At 65.4% G+C, this 13,910-nt stretch carries 15 protein-coding genes; 9 read left to right on the top strand and 6 right to left on the bottom strand.

Annotated elements, in window-relative coordinates:
- From pstB (ACSBP4_RS10255) to phoU (ACSBP4_RS10220), 8 genes are all read left to right on the top strand, one after another.
- The gene (gene pstB / locus ACSBP4_RS10255; protein ID WP_049966243.1) at positions 1 to 912 is read left to right on the top strand and encodes a phosphate ABC transporter ATP-binding protein PstB; all 912 of its coding nucleotides are present in this window, start codon (positions 1 to 3) and stop codon (positions 910 to 912) included.
- Positions 912 to 1,631, top strand: a complete 720-nt coding sequence (gene phoU, locus ACSBP4_RS10250; protein ID WP_435552143.1) for a phosphate signaling complex protein PhoU — start codon at positions 912 to 914, stop codon at positions 1,629 to 1,631. The genes pstB (ACSBP4_RS10255) and phoU (ACSBP4_RS10250) overlap by 1 nt, the downstream gene beginning before the upstream one ends.
- 427 nt (positions 1,632 to 2,058) lie before the next feature.
- A complete protein-coding gene (locus tag ACSBP4_RS10245) occupies positions 2,059 to 3,033 on the top strand; it encodes a PstS family phosphate ABC transporter substrate-binding protein (protein WP_049905684.1) in 975 nt (324 codons plus the stop codon).
- Positions 3,030 to 3,959, top strand: coding sequence for a phosphate ABC transporter permease subunit PstC (gene pstC / locus ACSBP4_RS10240; RefSeq protein WP_006649479.1), 930 nt, complete (start codon positions 3,030 to 3,032; stop codon positions 3,957 to 3,959). Before ACSBP4_RS10245 ends, pstC begins: the two co-directional genes overlap by 4 nt.
- Entirely contained in the window at positions 3,959 to 4,846 is an 888-nt protein-coding gene (gene pstA / locus ACSBP4_RS10235) for a phosphate ABC transporter permease PstA (RefSeq protein WP_006649478.1), read from the top strand. Before pstC ends, pstA begins: the two co-directional genes overlap by 1 nt.
- A gap of 2 nt (positions 4,847 to 4,848) precedes the next feature.
- A complete protein-coding gene (pstB, locus tag ACSBP4_RS10230) occupies positions 4,849 to 5,721 on the top strand; it encodes a phosphate ABC transporter ATP-binding protein PstB (protein ID WP_049905674.1) in 873 nt (290 codons plus the stop codon).
- Between the two features lie 170 nt (positions 5,722 to 5,891).
- Positions 5,892 to 6,383 carry a metal-dependent hydrolase gene (locus ACSBP4_RS10225; RefSeq protein WP_435552142.1) on the top strand — a complete coding sequence of 164 codons (492 nt, stop codon included), beginning with the start codon at positions 5,892 to 5,894 and terminating at the stop codon, positions 6,381 to 6,383.
- Positions 6,384 to 6,493: 110 nt separating this feature from the next.
- The gene (gene phoU / locus ACSBP4_RS10220) at positions 6,494 to 7,165 is read left to right on the top strand and encodes a phosphate signaling complex protein PhoU (RefSeq protein WP_006649475.1); all 672 of its coding nucleotides are present in this window, start codon (positions 6,494 to 6,496) and stop codon (positions 7,163 to 7,165) included.
- A 21-nt stretch (positions 7,166 to 7,186) separates the two neighbouring features.
- On the opposite strand, the gene ACSBP4_RS10215 is transcribed toward phoU (ACSBP4_RS10220), so the two are convergent.
- From ACSBP4_RS10215 to ACSBP4_RS10190, 6 genes are all read right to left on the bottom strand, one after another.
- Positions 7,187 to 7,777, bottom strand: a complete 591-nt coding sequence (locus ACSBP4_RS10215; protein WP_435552141.1) for a cupredoxin domain-containing protein — start codon at positions 7,775 to 7,777, stop codon at positions 7,187 to 7,189.
- Between the two features lie 247 nt (positions 7,778 to 8,024).
- Complete coding sequence (locus tag ACSBP4_RS10210) at positions 8,025 to 8,432, bottom strand: hypothetical protein (protein ID WP_006649322.1); 408 nt, start codon at positions 8,430 to 8,432, stop codon at positions 8,025 to 8,027.
- A 1-nt stretch (position 8,433) separates the two neighbouring features.
- Positions 8,434 to 10,107 (bottom strand): FAD-dependent monooxygenase, encoded by a 1,674-nt coding sequence (locus ACSBP4_RS10205; protein WP_435552140.1) that lies wholly within the window; start codon positions 10,105 to 10,107, stop codon positions 8,434 to 8,436.
- The gene (locus ACSBP4_RS10200) at positions 10,100 to 11,623 is read right to left on the bottom strand and encodes an FAD-binding protein (RefSeq protein ID WP_435552139.1); all 1,524 of its coding nucleotides are present in this window, start codon (positions 11,621 to 11,623) and stop codon (positions 10,100 to 10,102) included. The genes ACSBP4_RS10205 and ACSBP4_RS10200 overlap by 8 nt, the downstream gene beginning before the upstream one ends.
- 1 nt (position 11,624) lies before the next feature.
- Positions 11,625 to 12,494: an electron transfer flavoprotein subunit beta/FixA family protein gene (locus ACSBP4_RS10195; RefSeq protein WP_435552138.1), complete on the bottom strand. Its 870-nt coding sequence runs from the start codon at positions 12,492 to 12,494 to the stop codon at positions 11,625 to 11,627.
- A gap of 212 nt (positions 12,495 to 12,706) precedes the next feature.
- Complete coding sequence (locus ACSBP4_RS10190) at positions 12,707 to 13,564, bottom strand: polymer-forming cytoskeletal protein (protein WP_006179754.1); 858 nt, start codon at positions 13,562 to 13,564, stop codon at positions 12,707 to 12,709.
- A 138-nt stretch (positions 13,565 to 13,702) separates the two neighbouring features.
- On the opposite strand from ACSBP4_RS10190, the gene ACSBP4_RS10185 reads away from it, so the two are divergent.
- On the top strand, positions 13,703 to 13,900 hold the full coding sequence (locus ACSBP4_RS10185; protein WP_006179753.1) for a DUF5800 family protein: 198 nt from the start codon (positions 13,703 to 13,705) through the stop codon (positions 13,898 to 13,900).
- The last annotated feature ends 10 nt before the right edge of the window (positions 13,901 to 13,910 follow it).

Raw genomic sequence — 13,910 nt, 5'->3', positions numbered from 1 at the left:
ATGACTCGAAACGATACACGAAACGCCGACGACGGTGACGAACAGCGAACGAACAGCAGCGGAACGGCGGTCTCCGAACCGACCGCGGGATCAGAGGCGACAAGCGGATCACTACTCGATTCCTCGCTCGACGTCGAGGGTGGCTCCGTTCCTGCGGGCGCCGATACGGTGATCGAGGCGCGGGATATCGACGTCTTCTACGACGACGCCCAGGCGTTACAGGGCGTCGACATCGAAATCCCCGAAAACGGCGTCACGGCGCTCATCGGTCCATCGGGCTGCGGGAAATCGACGTTCCTGCGCACCATCAATCGAATGAACGACCTCATCGACGCCGCTCGCGTCGAGGGCGAACTCCGCTTCGAGGGGAAGAACGTCTACGACGACGACGTCGACCCCGTCGCGCTGCGCCGGAAGATCGGCATGGTCTTTCAGACGCCGAACCCCTTCCCCAAATCGATCCGGGACAACGTCGCGTTCGGACTGGACGTACAGGAGAAGGACGTCGACGTCGACGAGACGGTCCGAACCGCCCTCGAGCGGGCCGCGTTGCTCGAGGAAGTCGAGGACCAGTTGGACTCGAGCGGGCTGGACCTCTCGGGTGGGCAACAACAGCGGCTCTGTATCGCGCGGGCGATCGCACCGGACCCGGACGTGATCCTGATGGACGAGCCGGCCTCGGCGCTCGATCCGATCGCGACCTCGAAGATCGAGGACTTGATCGAGGATCTGGCCGAGGAGTACACGGTCGTCATCGTCACGCACAACATGCAGCAGGCGGCCCGTATCTCCGATAAGACCGCGGTCTTCCTGACCGGCGGCGAACTCGTCGAGTTCGACGACACGGACAAGATCTTCCAGAACCCCGAGCACGAGCGCGTCGAGGACTACATCACCGGCAAGTTCGGGTGATGACCCGCGAGGACTACCGGCACCGCCTCGAGCGGCTCCGCGAGACGGTCGTCTCGATGGGTGATCTCGTTCGCGAGCAACTCGCCGACGGGTTTTCCGCGCTGTTTACGAGCGATCGCGACCTCGCCCGCGAGGTGATCGAGCGGGACCACGCGGTCAACGACCGGTATCTCGAAATCGAACGGGAGTGTCTCGACCTGCTGGCGCTGTACCAGCCCGTCGCCGGTGACCTCCGGACCGTCGTCGCCGCGTTCACGATCGTCACCGACCTCGAGCGGGTGGGCGATCTGGCGACCAATCTGGCCGAGTACACGCTCGACGCAACCGGCTCGGATCCGGCGTTGCCGGACGTGGACTTCGAGCGGATCGCCGCGCTGGCACTCGAGCAACTCGAGACCGCGGTCGAGGCGTTCGTCGACGAGGAACCGGCGGCCTGCCGGGCGGTCGCCGAGCGCGACGCGGAACTCGATCGCCGCTGTGTGGCGGTCGCCGAGCGCGTCGTCCGGCGGCTCATCGAGTTGCGTCGCGACGCCGACGACTGCGTCGGGGGCCGATCGTCCGGGGCCGGAAGCGGCGGTCGCCCCGCCGGCCCCCTTCTCGCGGACGTCTCACGAACCCTCGTTGTCGTCCGCGATATCGAACGCGTCGGCGACCACGCGGTCAACGTCGCCGCTCGAACGCTGTATGCCCTCGAGAACGACGCGTCGCTGCTTGCCTGACGGTCGTCTCTATACGGCGATCGACCGAGAGACACGTCACGTCGCGTCTGATTTTGTCCGCTGTGGGCTCCCTGCTGACGTAGTTTGCGCAATTCGAACGAATTCATGGGGAATACCGCGACAACGCCACGGCCGACCGGATCGCCGCCGACATCGGCACCAGCGGCCCCGAGACTGCCCACCATCTCTCGCTCGGTTCTCGGCATGACTCGTCTATATATGTCACCTCGTCTTCAGCCGAATAGTGGACGGACCGAAGTACCTTCAGACACCACTAGATTGGTGGGTGACAACTGTTGCCATATGTATGCGTTCGAGACGCCGTCGCCGGCCCTGGGCTGGGACCCAGTGAATCGCCGCAGTAGTATATAGTGCTATATAGATCTCATAGTAGTATACTTACCTACTCTGTGACTTCGATCCGGTGATGTCGAGAGATTCCACGGCGTCTTTGCCGGCCGGACTCGGTCGGCGTGACTTTCTCGCCGCGGCGGGCGTTGGCCTCTCCGGCGGGTTGGCCGGTTGTACCGGTGTCTTCGCCGCGGAGGGCAACAACGTAAACATCGCGGGGAGCAGTACCGTCTTCCCCGTGACCGAGGCGATCGCCTCCTCGTTTTCCGAGGAAAATCCGACCGTTAACCTCTCGCTCAGTAAGACCGGAACCGGCGGTGGGTTCGGGAACTTCTTCTGTGCGGGACGGACCGACATTAACAACGCGAGTCGGACGATCGCTGACGCCGAGGTTGAACAGTGTGGGAACAACGATGTGACGCCGATCGAGTTTCCGATCGCGACCGACGCGCTGACGGTCGTCGTCAACCCAAACGCCGACTGGATCGACTGTCTTACCGTCGAACAGCTCCGAGAAATCTGGCGTGCTGACGGCGCGACCCACTGGAGCGATATCAACGACGAGTGGCCCGACGAACCGTTCGAACTGTACGGGGCCGCGACGACCTCCGGCACGTTCGACTACTTCAACGAGGCCATCATCGGCGAGGAAGCGAACCACCGCAGCGATTACCACGCGACCGAGCGCGACCGAACGATCGTACAAGGAGTGCAGGGCTCGGAGTACGCGATGGGGTACTTCGGCTTCTCGTTCTACAGCGAGAATCCGGACTCGATCAAGGCGATCTCGGTCGACGACGGTGACGGCTGTGTCAAGCCGTCGATCGAGACGGCGATGAACGGCGAGTACACGCCCCTCTCGCGACCCCTGTTCATCTACGTCGCCAAGGAGTCGCTCGAGAAGTCGGCCGTCCGTGACTTCGTCCGGTTCTACATGAAGCGAGCCGCGACGGACTTGGTCTCGGAGGTCGGCTACGTGCCGCTCACCGAAGACAAACGCGACGAGAACCTCGAGAAACTCGAGGCTGCGATCGAGGAGGTAACGGCATGAGCCAGCCGGACTTCTCCCACGACGGGATCCGCACGGCACGGGGCACCGCCTTTCGTTATCTCTTCATGCTGTGTGCGCTCCTGTCGATCCTGACGACCGTCGCGATCATTCTGACGCTGTTGCTCGACGCGATCGACTTCTTCGCACAGATCCCGCTCGTCGACTTCCTCACCGGCACGCGCTGGAGTCCGACGAACGAACCGATCGCATTCGGCGTCCTCCCGCTGATTTCGGGAACGCTGGTCATCACGATCGGGTCGGCGATGGTCGCGCTCCCGATCGGATTGTTGACCGCGATCTATCTCAGCGAGTACGCCTCCGATCGACAGCGGGCATATCTCAAACCGGCGCTCGAGGTACTCGCCGGCGTCCCGACGGTCGTCTACGGCTACTTCGCGCTGGTCTATGTCACGCCGGCGATCGACACGATCTTGCCGGTCGATCTCTCGACGTTCAACGCGCTGTCGGCCTCGATCATGGTCGGTATCATGATCATCCCGATGGTGTCCTCGATCAGCGAGGACGCGATGAGCGCCGTCCCGGACTCGCTGCGGCAGGCCAGTTACGGGCTCGGCGCGACGAAGTTTACCGTCTCAACGTCGGTCGTCGTGCCGGCGGCGCTGTCGGGGATCTTCTCCTCGTTTATCCTCGCGCTCTCGCGGGCGATCGGCGAGACGATGATCGTCGCCATCGCCGCGGGCCAGACGCCGCGGATGATCGACCTGACCGACCCGGCAGGGATGTTCCTCGACTCGATCCAGCCGATGACCTCCGCGATGGTCCAGATCGGCACCGGCGACATCGTCGGGCAGGGACCGGCGTACAAGAGCCTCTTCGCGGTCGGTCTGACCCTGTTCGTCATCACCTTCGTCATGAACCTGATCAGTGAACTCGTCGCGTCGCGGTATCGGGAGGTGTATCGCTGATGGCGGCCGACACCGGAGAGACGCCCGCCGACGGCTTCGGACGCATCAGCCGGACGAAAGACGTCGCGTTCCGACTGCTCGCGCTCGCGGCGACGCTCGTCGGCATCGTGTCGCTCGCGGCGTTGCTGCTGAACGTCGCCGTCGACGCCGTCGGCTGGCTCGACTGGCAGTTCCTCACGAACCCGCCACACCCCAACCCCTACGAGGCCGGATTCCTGCCCGCGCTCGTCGGCTCCATCGCGATCATGCTGATGATCGCGCTGGTCACCTTCCCGCTCGGCGTCGGCGCCGCGGTCTACCTCGAGGAGTACGCCGACGACGGCTATCTCACCCGCTTTATCCAGCTCAACATCGCGAACCTCGCGGGCGTCCCCTCGGTCGTCTACGGCCTGTTGGGACTTGGCCTGTTCGTGGGCCTGTTCAACATCGGCTACGGGACGGTACTGGCGGCCGCGTTCACCATCGCCTTGCTCATCCTGCCGATCGTGATCATCTCCGCCCAGGAGGCGATTCGGGCCGTCCCCGATTCGCAGCGACAGGCGTCCTACGGGATGGGCGCGACGAAGTGGCAGACGATCCGCAACGTCGTCCTGCCGCGGGCGATGCCCGGCATCATGACCGGGACGATCCTCGCGCTGGGGCGAGCGATCGGCGAGACGGCACCGCTGATCATGATCGCCGCGCCGACGACGGTGTTCGGACTGCCGAACAGCTTCTTCAGCAAAGTCAGCGCCATGCCGCTCCAGATCTACAACTGGGCGTCCTATCCCCAGACGGAGTTCCAGTACGGCGTCGTCGCCGCCGGCGTCGTCACCCTGCTGGTCGTCCTGTTAACGATCAACTCGATCGCGATCATCATCCGCAACCGCTATCAACAGCGCACCTGACAATGACTAACGAACAGATGACTTCCTCGGAAACGGAACCGACCGACGACCAACCGGCCCCGACGCCGGGCACCGACGGCCTCACCGACACCGCCGATTCCGGCGGGGAAACGACGACCGACCGAACGCTGCTCGAGGCCCGAGACCTGAACGTCTACTACGGGGAGGAACAGGCGCTCTCCGACGTCGACATCGAGATCCCCGAAAAGCAGGTCACGGCGGTCATCGGCCCGTCGGGCTGTGGGAAATCGACGTTCCTCCGGTGTATCAACCGGATGAACGACCTCGTCGACAGCGCCCGCGTCGAGGGCGAACTCCGCTTCGACGGGAAGAACGTCTACGACGATGACGTCGATCCCGTCGCCTTGCGCCGGAAGATCGGCATGGTCTTCCAGTCGCCGAACCCGTTCCCGAAGTCGATCCGCGACAACGTCGCCTACGGCCTGAAAGTTCAGGGGAAAGACGACGGCGACGTCGACGCGAAGGTCCGGACCGCCCTCGAGCGGGCCGCGCTGCTCGAGGAAGTCGAGGACCAACTGGACGCGAGCGGGCTGGACCTCTCGGGTGGGCAACAACAGCGGCTCTGTATCGCGCGGGCCATCGCGCCGGACCCGGACGTGATCCTGATGGACGAGCCGGCCTCGGCGCTGGACCCGGTCGCGACCTCGAAGATCGAGGACCTGATCGAGGACCTGGCCGAGGAGTACACGGTCGTCATCGTCACGCACAACATGCAGCAGGCGGCTCGGATCTCCGACAAGACGGCGGTCTTCCTGACCGGCGGCGAACTCGTCGAGTTCGACGACACGGACAAGATCTTCGAGAACCCCGAACACGAGCGCGTCGAGGACTACATCACCGGCAAGTTCGGATAGTCGGTGTCACCGGTCGACGACGGCGTTTCCCGTTGCTCACCGCGTTCGATCCGACGCTACCGCTCTCACTCGAGCGAGTAATCCTGCCGAAACACACCGTCAGACGAGGGAATGTGTCCTCCGCGCTGAGAATGCTATTTATTGTCTCACACGGTGTGGTACCGAGCGGAATGGTCGCAACCGGGGTCCACATCCTGTGCAGTTTGGCGCTGGTCGCGCTAGTCGTCCGGTCCCGGCGCGCGGCCCCGTACCTCGTGGCCGCGCTCGCCGCCGCCGCTCCGGACGCCGACACGTTCCTCTTTCGGCCGCTGGTCGAACTCGGTGCCGTCCACGGAGCGCTGTGGAGCCACCGGGCGCTGACCCACTCGCTGCTCGGCGGCCTCGTCCTGATCGGGGTCCTCTCGGCCGTCGGCCCCTGGCGGGCCGCCGTCCTCGGTGTCAGTTCGCATCTCGCGCTCGATCTCGTCAGCGGCGGCGTCCGGCTGCTTGCCCCCATCGACGATACGGTGTATGGCACGTCAGTCGACTGGCTGCTGCTGAACGCCGCCGTCTCGGCCGTCGCGGTCACCGTCGTCCTCGGCGGCTTGCTCGCGATGAAATACGACGTCCGACGCCCGGAGCCACTTCGTTTCCCGGCGACACCGCTCGAGTGGCTCCGGTAACGCGTCCACGATCGCCGACCCGGTCGCAGTGCCTCCGCGACCGGCAGCCGCCGACCCGTAGCAGTACTTCGCACACAGTATTTATGAAGGACGGACCGGCTTTGACTACTATGGCCAGAAAATCCTACCAGGAGAAGCTCACGGAACTCCGTGAGGACGTCCTCTACATGAGTGAGGTCGTCATGGAACGGCTGCGCATGGGACTGGACGCGTTAGAACAGAAAGACGAGGACCTCGCACAGGAAGTGATCGAGGGCGACGGCGAGATCAACCGGATGTATCTCGATCTGGAACAGGACTGTATCGACTTGCTCGCGCTGCAGCAGCCGGTCGCGAGCGATCTCCGCTTTATCGCCGCCTCGTTCAAGATCATCACCGACTTGGAGCGGATCGCCGATCTGGCGACGAACCTCGGCGAGTACACCATGGACGCCGAGCGGGACCTGTTCCCCGACGTCGACGTCCAGGAGATGGGCGAACTGACCCTCGACATGCTCGAGGACGCGATGATGGCCTACGACACCGAAGACACCGACCGCTGTCGGGAACTCGCCGGCCGCGACGACGATCTCGACGAGTTCGCCGAACGGGCCAGCGAGATCGTCGTTCGCGACCTCATCGAGCGCGAACTCGACTCGACCGAGGAGGTCGAGCGCATTCTGCAGGACGTCTCCCGACTCCTGTTGACGATCCGCGACCTCGAGCGGGTCGGTGACCACACGGTCAACATCGCTGCGCGGACGCTGTACATGGTCGAGAACGACGACGAACTCATCTACTGAACGCCCCGCTCGAGAACCGAGTTACTCGGACTCGTTGTCTTCCGTCTCGTTACTCTCGGTCTCGTTTTCCATCGACTCGTTACCGTCCGTTTCGTTGCCCTCCGTCTCGTTCCCCATCGACTCGTTGCCCTCGCTTTCGTTTTCAGCCCCGCCGTTACCGCCGCCACCGCCGCCGCTTTCGACTTCGATATCGGCGACCATCGTCGTCGGATGGACCTCACAGATGTACGTGACCATCTCGCTGCTGGCCTCGAACTCGAGCCACTGGTCTTCGGGTTCGGTGACCCGCTCGGTCGCGAGGTCGTCGACGACCTCGTCGTTCTCGTCGTAGATCGCGATGTTGTGTTCGGCGCCGTCGCCGGTCGTCCAGCCGATCTCGTAGGTTTCCCCCTCCTGGAGGGTGATCGTCGGGTTCTCCTCGTCAGCGATCGAGTCGGGCGCGATACCGACCCAGCCGGCCGTCTGTCCGTCGAACTCGATCTGGGTACCGGGTTCGATCGTCTCGCCCCCACCGCCCCCGTTACCGTTGCCGTTACCGTCGTCACCGTTACCACCGCCACCACAGCCCGCAACGACTGCCGTCGAAGCCGCGACACCTGTCAACTGAAGCATTCGCCGTCGGGATAACCGATCGTCTCGTGCCATCGGGCTGACTTTGCGCTCAACGGGAATAGTCGAATACCCGTCTACTGCGTGGGACTCATATACGAGCCGGTCTGCGCGGGATTTGTGGCTGTTTCCCGACTATAGTAGCCACTGAAAGTCATTGCACACCTGATCGAACGACGGCGTTGCGATCAGTGTGTGAATCGTTTCAGCGGCTACTATAGCTCCCGTTCGGGAGTACTGGCTCGGGTCACTACCCGGTCGGCGGCGACGCCCGGTCGCGTTCCGGAACGCGGGTCAGCAACTGGGCCGTGTCGACGACGTTTCGCGTCTCGAGCAGTAGTTCCGCCGCCTCCCGGACCGTAAACGCCGCCTCAAGGTCGACGCCGTGACACCGCGTATAACACTCGAGCCAGCGGTTCATCGCGGTCTCGAGGGCGGCCAGTTCGGCCTCGGTAAACGGGACCGTGCGGCCGCCAGTCCGGCCCTCGACGTAGAGCCAGACGGCCGGGCCCACGCCATCCCGAAGATAGGCGTCGGCATCGCCGGGGGCCGGAGAGCGGTTCGACGCCGTCGGGGAACGGTCGTCCCCGTCGAGCGCCGCCCGCTCGCGCTCGGCCCGGCGTGCGAGCGCGGCGATCCGCGGTCCGTACCGGCTCACGTCACCCCTCCCTGTATTCGACGCCCTTGCCACCGCGGGGGTGTTCCCACTCCGTGTCGGCGACGACCGCACAGGTGCCACACTCGACGCAGGGCTGGGTGTCGAGACTGACCAGCGTCTCCTCGGTGCCGTTGGTCTTGACCGCCTCCGAGCGGTAGCAGCCGCCGCCGAAGTCCTCGGCGCTGACCGGACAGGCGGTGACCGCCGCGCCGCTGGCGTCGAGCGACTGATCCAGCAACTCGATGTGTGGGTTGCCCACGTCGGTATCGTAGGTCAGGTCGCCGATGCGCTCCTCGAGCGTCGGCGGCTCGATCTCGCTCTCCCAGTGGATCGTCTTGCCGTGTTGCTCGGCGATCAGCGTCGGCAGGGAGACGTAGCCGGTCTTCGTATCCGGCAGCATCGACACCAGGAACGGCGAGTTGTACGCCCGCTCGAGCAGCCGGTCCGCGATCGGGTTGCCGACCGCCAGCGAACCGAGCGGTGAGTCGAGGACCCGCTCGATGGCCCCAGTCACGGCGTCGCGCTCGCCGACGGTCCGGGCGAGGTCGTACCGGCGGGGCCGGAGCTTGGCCATGGTGCCGGAGTCCTCGAGCAGTTTTGTGTATCGCCGCCCGGCGGCCGCCGGGTCGGCGTTGCCCCGAGTAACGGCGAAGGCGTCGGCCGCGAGCGCGCCAGCGGTGACGGCGTGGTTCATCCCCTTGATGATCGGCCCCTGGGCCTGCATCTGGCCGGCGGCGTCGCCGACGAGGACGAGCCGGTCGCGGTACGGCTCCCGGTGGGCGGCCTTCTTCGAGTCGGGGACGAGTTTCGCCGCGTACTCGCGTTCGTCGTACTCGTTGCCGAACCAGCCGGCGAGCAGCGGATGCGTGAGCAACGCGTCGAGCAGTTCGTGCGGTTCGGCCTCCCGCTCGAGGAGGCTATCGAGGTGGAAGACGGTCCCGATCGAGAGCGAATCCTCGTTGGTATACAGGAAGCCACCGCCCCGGACGTCGTCGAAGAGATCGCCGGAAAACAGGTGGGCAGCGCCCTCGTCGGGACCGATATCGAAGCGGTCGTCGATCGCGTCGGGATCGACGTCGACGACGGCCTTGACCCCCTGGAACCACTCCTCGGGCTCCTCCCAGTCCATCAGGCCAGCCTCGCGGGCGAGTTCGGAGTTGACGCCATCGGCCGCGACGATCAGGTCGGCCGTGATCGGCTCGAGTTCGTCGCAGGTGACGCCGACGATCTCGCCGTCGTCTTCGAGCAGGCCGTTCACCCGAACGTTCGTCAGCACGCCGCCGCCCGTCTCGCTTGTCTTCTCGTGGACGCGGCGCTCGAGCCACGAGTCCATCTCCCGGCGGAGGACGGCGTCACACCAGTCGGTGTCGTGTTCGTGGAGGTCGGTCAGATCGTACGTTTTGACCTTGTTACCGGCCACGTTGTGGATGTAGTAGTCCGTCACCGGCCGTTCGGTCGCTTCTTCGCGGAAGCCATCGAAGAGGTCCGCGAGCGTGTAGGGGGCGGACTCCTCGCCGTAAATCAGGCCGCCGGAGACGTTCTTCGAGCCCGCCTCGGTGCCGCGCTCCAAGACGAGCGTCTCGACGCCGTGGTCGGCCAGCCGCGCCGCGGCCGCGGCCCCACCGGGGCCACAGCCGACGACGATCGCCTCGTAGTGTTCGTACTCGTCAGTCATCGTCCTCACCCCCGTCGGCGACGGCTTCGGCCTCGAGCGCCGTCTCACCGGCCTCGACGGCCTCGGTCAGGCGCGGCAGTACCTCGAAGAGGTCGCCTTCGATGAAGTAGTCCGAGAAGTCCCGGATCCGGGCGTCGGTGTCGGTGTTGACGGCGACGATGGTGTCGGACTCGTCCATGCCGACCTTGTGCTGGACCGCGCCCGACACGCCGGCCGCGATGTAGACGTCCGGCGCGACGACCTGGCCGGTTTCGCCGATCTGGCGTTCTTCCGTCGCGTAGCTCTCGACGTGGCCCTCGAACTCGTAGGAGGAAGTGACGATGCCCCGCGTGATGCCGAGTTCGGCGTCCGCGAAGGCGTCGACCAGCTCGAGCCCCAGTTCCATCCCGCGGGTCGGATCGTCCGCGATCCCGCGCCCGAGACAGACCATCACGTCGTGGCCCGTGAGATCGATCCCGGCCTCGAGTTGATCGTACTCGGTGATCTCGACGCGGAACCAGTCATCGTCCAGTTCCATGTCGTGTTCGACGACGAGCCCGTTGCGGTCGTGGTCGGGCTCCATGGGCTCGAAGCTGCCCGGAATGACCGAACAACCCTGTGGGTGAAACTCCCGACCGGGGTTGTCGAGACAGAGGATCGTCGAGTACTCGAAGCCCGAGAAGTCCGGCCGCTTCATGTGCAGGACTTTCTCGAAGGTCTTCTTGACGCCCGGTTCGCCGGTCTTGACCGGGTTCGAGACCTCGTTCTCCTCGATGAAGAGGTCCGAACAGTCCGAGGCCAGCCCGGAGTCGAGTTCGGCCTGGACCTTCGCCGAGAGGTCGCGGCCGTTGTTCGTCGCCGGGAACAGGACGTACCGGGGCTTGTCGTAGTCGCGCCAGTCGGTACTCTCGATCGAGCCCTCGCCGCGGGCCATGTGTGAGGCGATCTCGGTGTAGGGCTTGTGTAGGAACCGTTCCAACCTGTGGTCGTCGTGATAGACCGCCACGTCGGCCCCGTAGGCGATCGACTCCTCGGCCAGTCCCTCGCAGTCCTCGCCCATCAGGAACGCGACGACCCGCTCCTCGTCACCGTACTCCTCGGCGAAGTCGTCCATCAGTTCGCGGGCCTTCCCCAGCATCTCCGTCGAGACCTCGAGCAACTCGCCGCCCTGGGTCTCACAGAACACCCACATGTCGGCGTAGTCGCCGTCCGCGAGCGCTCGGACGTGTCGCTTGTCGCGGGTGGGGTGGGAGAGGCCGTCGTCTTCCTCGGCCTCGGTCTCGGGTTCGTCGGCATCCGTCTCTGCGTCGTCGGATTCGGCGTCCGACTCGTCTTCCGGCTCGGCGCCCGCCTCGACGCCGTCGCTCTCGGCCCCGACCGCCTCGAGCCGGCCGTGGACCGCGTCGCGGGCCGTGTCGCGATCCTGGCCAGCCCGCTCGGCCTCGAGGATCGCCCGTAGCTCGTCCGCGTCGTCGACGGTCTCGAGTTCGTCGGTCAGTTCCGCTACCGTGTGGTCGTCCGGATCGATGGCCGGCATCTCAATCACCCGCCTCCGCGGCGTAGGGTTGGATCTCCTCGAGTACCTCGCCCATGCCGTCGCCGGCGTCGGGATCGAGCATCGTCGCCTCGCGCTCGGAGGGTGCTTTGGGGATCGGATCCACCGAGGAGACGATCGTCGGCGAGCCGTCGAGCCCGATGTAGTCGGGATCGAGGTTCAGGTCGGCGTGGTCCCACGTCGTCAGGTACTCCTCGTGGTCGGTGGCCCGCTCCTCGGTCTCGGCCCGGAGCCGCTTGCGGGTCAACCGCTGGGACGCCGTCCGGTAGGTCGGCTCGAACTCGGGATCGGTGACGACGAAACACGGCAGGGGCGCTTCGACCGTCTCGATCTCGTCGACGTCGCCCTCGACGAGTCGCTTCGCGCGCAGGAGCCGCTCGTCGGGATCGATGTCGAGCGCGACGACGTGGGTGACGATCGGCCAGTCCATCGCCCAGCAGGTCTGTGGGCCGGTCTGGCCGGTCTCCCCGTCGGCCGTCTTGAACCCCGCGAAGACGATGTCGATGTCGGCGACTTCCTCCTGGTAGGTCTCGAGGCCGGCCGAGAGCGTGATCGCCGTCGCCCACGTGTCGGAGGCTGCAAGCTCACGGTCGGACAGCAGGTAGCTGTCGTCGGTGTAGACCGTCTCCATCGCCCCCTGCAGGACCTCGGCATACCCCGGCGGCCCCATGCTCATCCCGCTGACGTGGCCGCCGTGGCGGATCTTCGTCTGGAGCGCGGCCTGCAGCGCGAACTCGTCGTTGGGGTTCATCACCGTCGGCGTCTTCCCCCGCTCTAAGTGGCCCTCCTCGTCGAACGAGACGGCCCCCTCGGAGAAGTCGGGGACGCCTTTCGTCAGTACGATCGATCGCATGAATACCCCCGTCGGTATATGACCATTGTTGACATGGCTGTGGCCTTCTATCATAGTATCAGTATTAAGAATAGGGGTGAAAATCGCCGATAGAGAGCGCTGATCGGCGGGTCGGCGCTGTCGGCCGCCCGTCGAGACGCTCCGAGGTTCCGTCCGTAGCGTCCGCTCGAGCGGAGACAATCAGTACTGCGAGGAGCGATCGGCCGTCCGCTTCATTCGCGATCGCGCTCGGTCGTCCGCATCGTGATCTCGCCGTCAGCGCGGATCGTCCCGTCGATCTCGGCGTCGGGGCCGAGTTCGAGGTCCGCACAGACGACGTCACCGAGGACCCGCGCGTCGGCGGCGACGTCGACGTCGCCCTCGCGCGTGGTCACGTCGCCGTGGATGCGGGTCCCCTCGCCGACGGTGATGTCGCCGCGCGCACGGAGGCTCCCGAAAATGTTGCAGTCCGCGCCGACGGCGATCCGTTCGGCACGGACGTTGCCGTGGAGTCGGCAGTCGTCGCCGATCGTCGCGGGCGTCGAGACGCGCCAAGCGTCGTCGCCGACGGTCGCGTTCCGGGGGATCACCAGCGGTTCGGCCTCGGAGTCGCCGTCGTCGTCCTCGACGAGTTCGGACACGAGCCGCTGGGCGGTGTCTTCCTCGCCGATCAACAGCAAGTGCTTGAGATAGACGAACAGGAAGACGATCGTCGGCATCGGGTTCCGGATGACGATCCAGCCGTTGGCTTCGAACCCCTCGTCGATCTCGACGTCGTCGCCGATGTCGAGATCGCCGGCGACTTTGAGCCTGCCGCCGATATGAACGCGCTCGCCGACGTAGGCGTCCTCGCCGACCAGGACGTTCTCGGCGACGTCACACCACATGTCGAGTCGGCAGTCGCCGTCGGCCTCGATCGCGCCGCCGAACTCGGCGGACTCGCCGGCCAGCACGTTCCGGCCGCGTACGCCGAACCCGACGGTCGAGCGGGCCCCGACGAGGACGTCCCCGTCGGTAACGAGGTCGCGCTCTTGGGCTTCCGTCCCGTCGGGAACGACGAGTTCGTCGAGCGGGTCCCTGCTGAAGGCCACACTCGGGCCCAAAGGGGGCACCACCTAATAAACCTCGCGCGTCGTCAGTCGTCCGTCGGACGCCCGTCTGCCGGTCCCGGCGCTCGGCCGTCGCGACCAGTCGCCTCGCTTTTACACCCCCGCTGCGTACTCTCGGCCATGACTACGCTCGCATTCGACGACGAGGGCGTCGACGTCGTCTACGAAGGCACCGAGTTCCGTCTCGAGAAGGACCTGATCGAGGAAGCCACCGAGAAGTCCTACTACGACGTGACCGACCACGAGGTGTTACAGATCGTCGCCGAACAGCCGAACCTGCAGGGTGAGCCACGACGCGTCGGTGACATTCTGGACTGAATCCGACCCG

Source organism: Natrinema sp. CGMCC1.2065 (assembly GCF_051225675.1).
In the GTDB taxonomy this organism is placed as follows: Archaea; Halobacteriota; Halobacteria; order Halobacteriales; family Natrialbaceae; genus Natrinema; species Natrinema thermotolerans.
The sequence above is the reverse complement of the archived record's forward strand: the minus strand, read 5'-3'. Positions and strand labels throughout refer to the sequence as shown.

Coding starts and splice junctions, on each gene's coding strand:
- pstB (WP_049966243.1), top strand. CDS start 1: ATGACTCGAAACGATACACGAAACGCCGACGACGGTGACGAACAGCGA.
- phoU (WP_435552143.1), top strand. CDS start 912: ATGACCCGCGAGGACTACCGGCACCGCCTCGAGCGGCTCCGCGAGACG.
- ACSBP4_RS10245 (WP_049905684.1), top strand. CDS start 2,059: ATGTCGAGAGATTCCACGGCGTCTTTGCCGGCCGGACTCGGTCGGCGT.
- pstC (WP_006649479.1), top strand. CDS start 3,030: ATGAGCCAGCCGGACTTCTCCCACGACGGGATCCGCACGGCACGGGGC.
- pstA (WP_006649478.1), top strand. CDS start 3,959: ATGGCGGCCGACACCGGAGAGACGCCCGCCGACGGCTTCGGACGCATC.
- pstB (WP_049905674.1), top strand. CDS start 4,849: ATGACTAACGAACAGATGACTTCCTCGGAAACGGAACCGACCGACGAC.
- ACSBP4_RS10225 (WP_435552142.1), top strand. CDS start 5,892: ATGGTCGCAACCGGGGTCCACATCCTGTGCAGTTTGGCGCTGGTCGCG.
- phoU (WP_006649475.1), top strand. CDS start 6,494: ATGGCCAGAAAATCCTACCAGGAGAAGCTCACGGAACTCCGTGAGGAC.
- ACSBP4_RS10215 (WP_435552141.1), bottom strand. CDS start 7,777: ATGCTTCAGTTGACAGGTGTCGCGGCTTCGACGGCAGTCGTTGCGGGC.
- ACSBP4_RS10205 (WP_435552140.1), bottom strand. CDS start 10,107: ATGACTGACGAGTACGAACACTACGAGGCGATCGTCGTCGGCTGTGGC.
- ACSBP4_RS10200 (WP_435552139.1), bottom strand. CDS start 11,623: ATGCCGGCCATCGATCCGGACGACCACACGGTAGCGGAACTGACCGAC.
- ACSBP4_RS10195 (WP_435552138.1), bottom strand. CDS start 12,494: ATGCGATCGATCGTACTGACGAAAGGCGTCCCCGACTTCTCCGAGGGG.
- ACSBP4_RS10185 (WP_006179753.1), top strand. CDS start 13,703: ATGACTACGCTCGCATTCGACGACGAGGGCGTCGACGTCGTCTACGAA.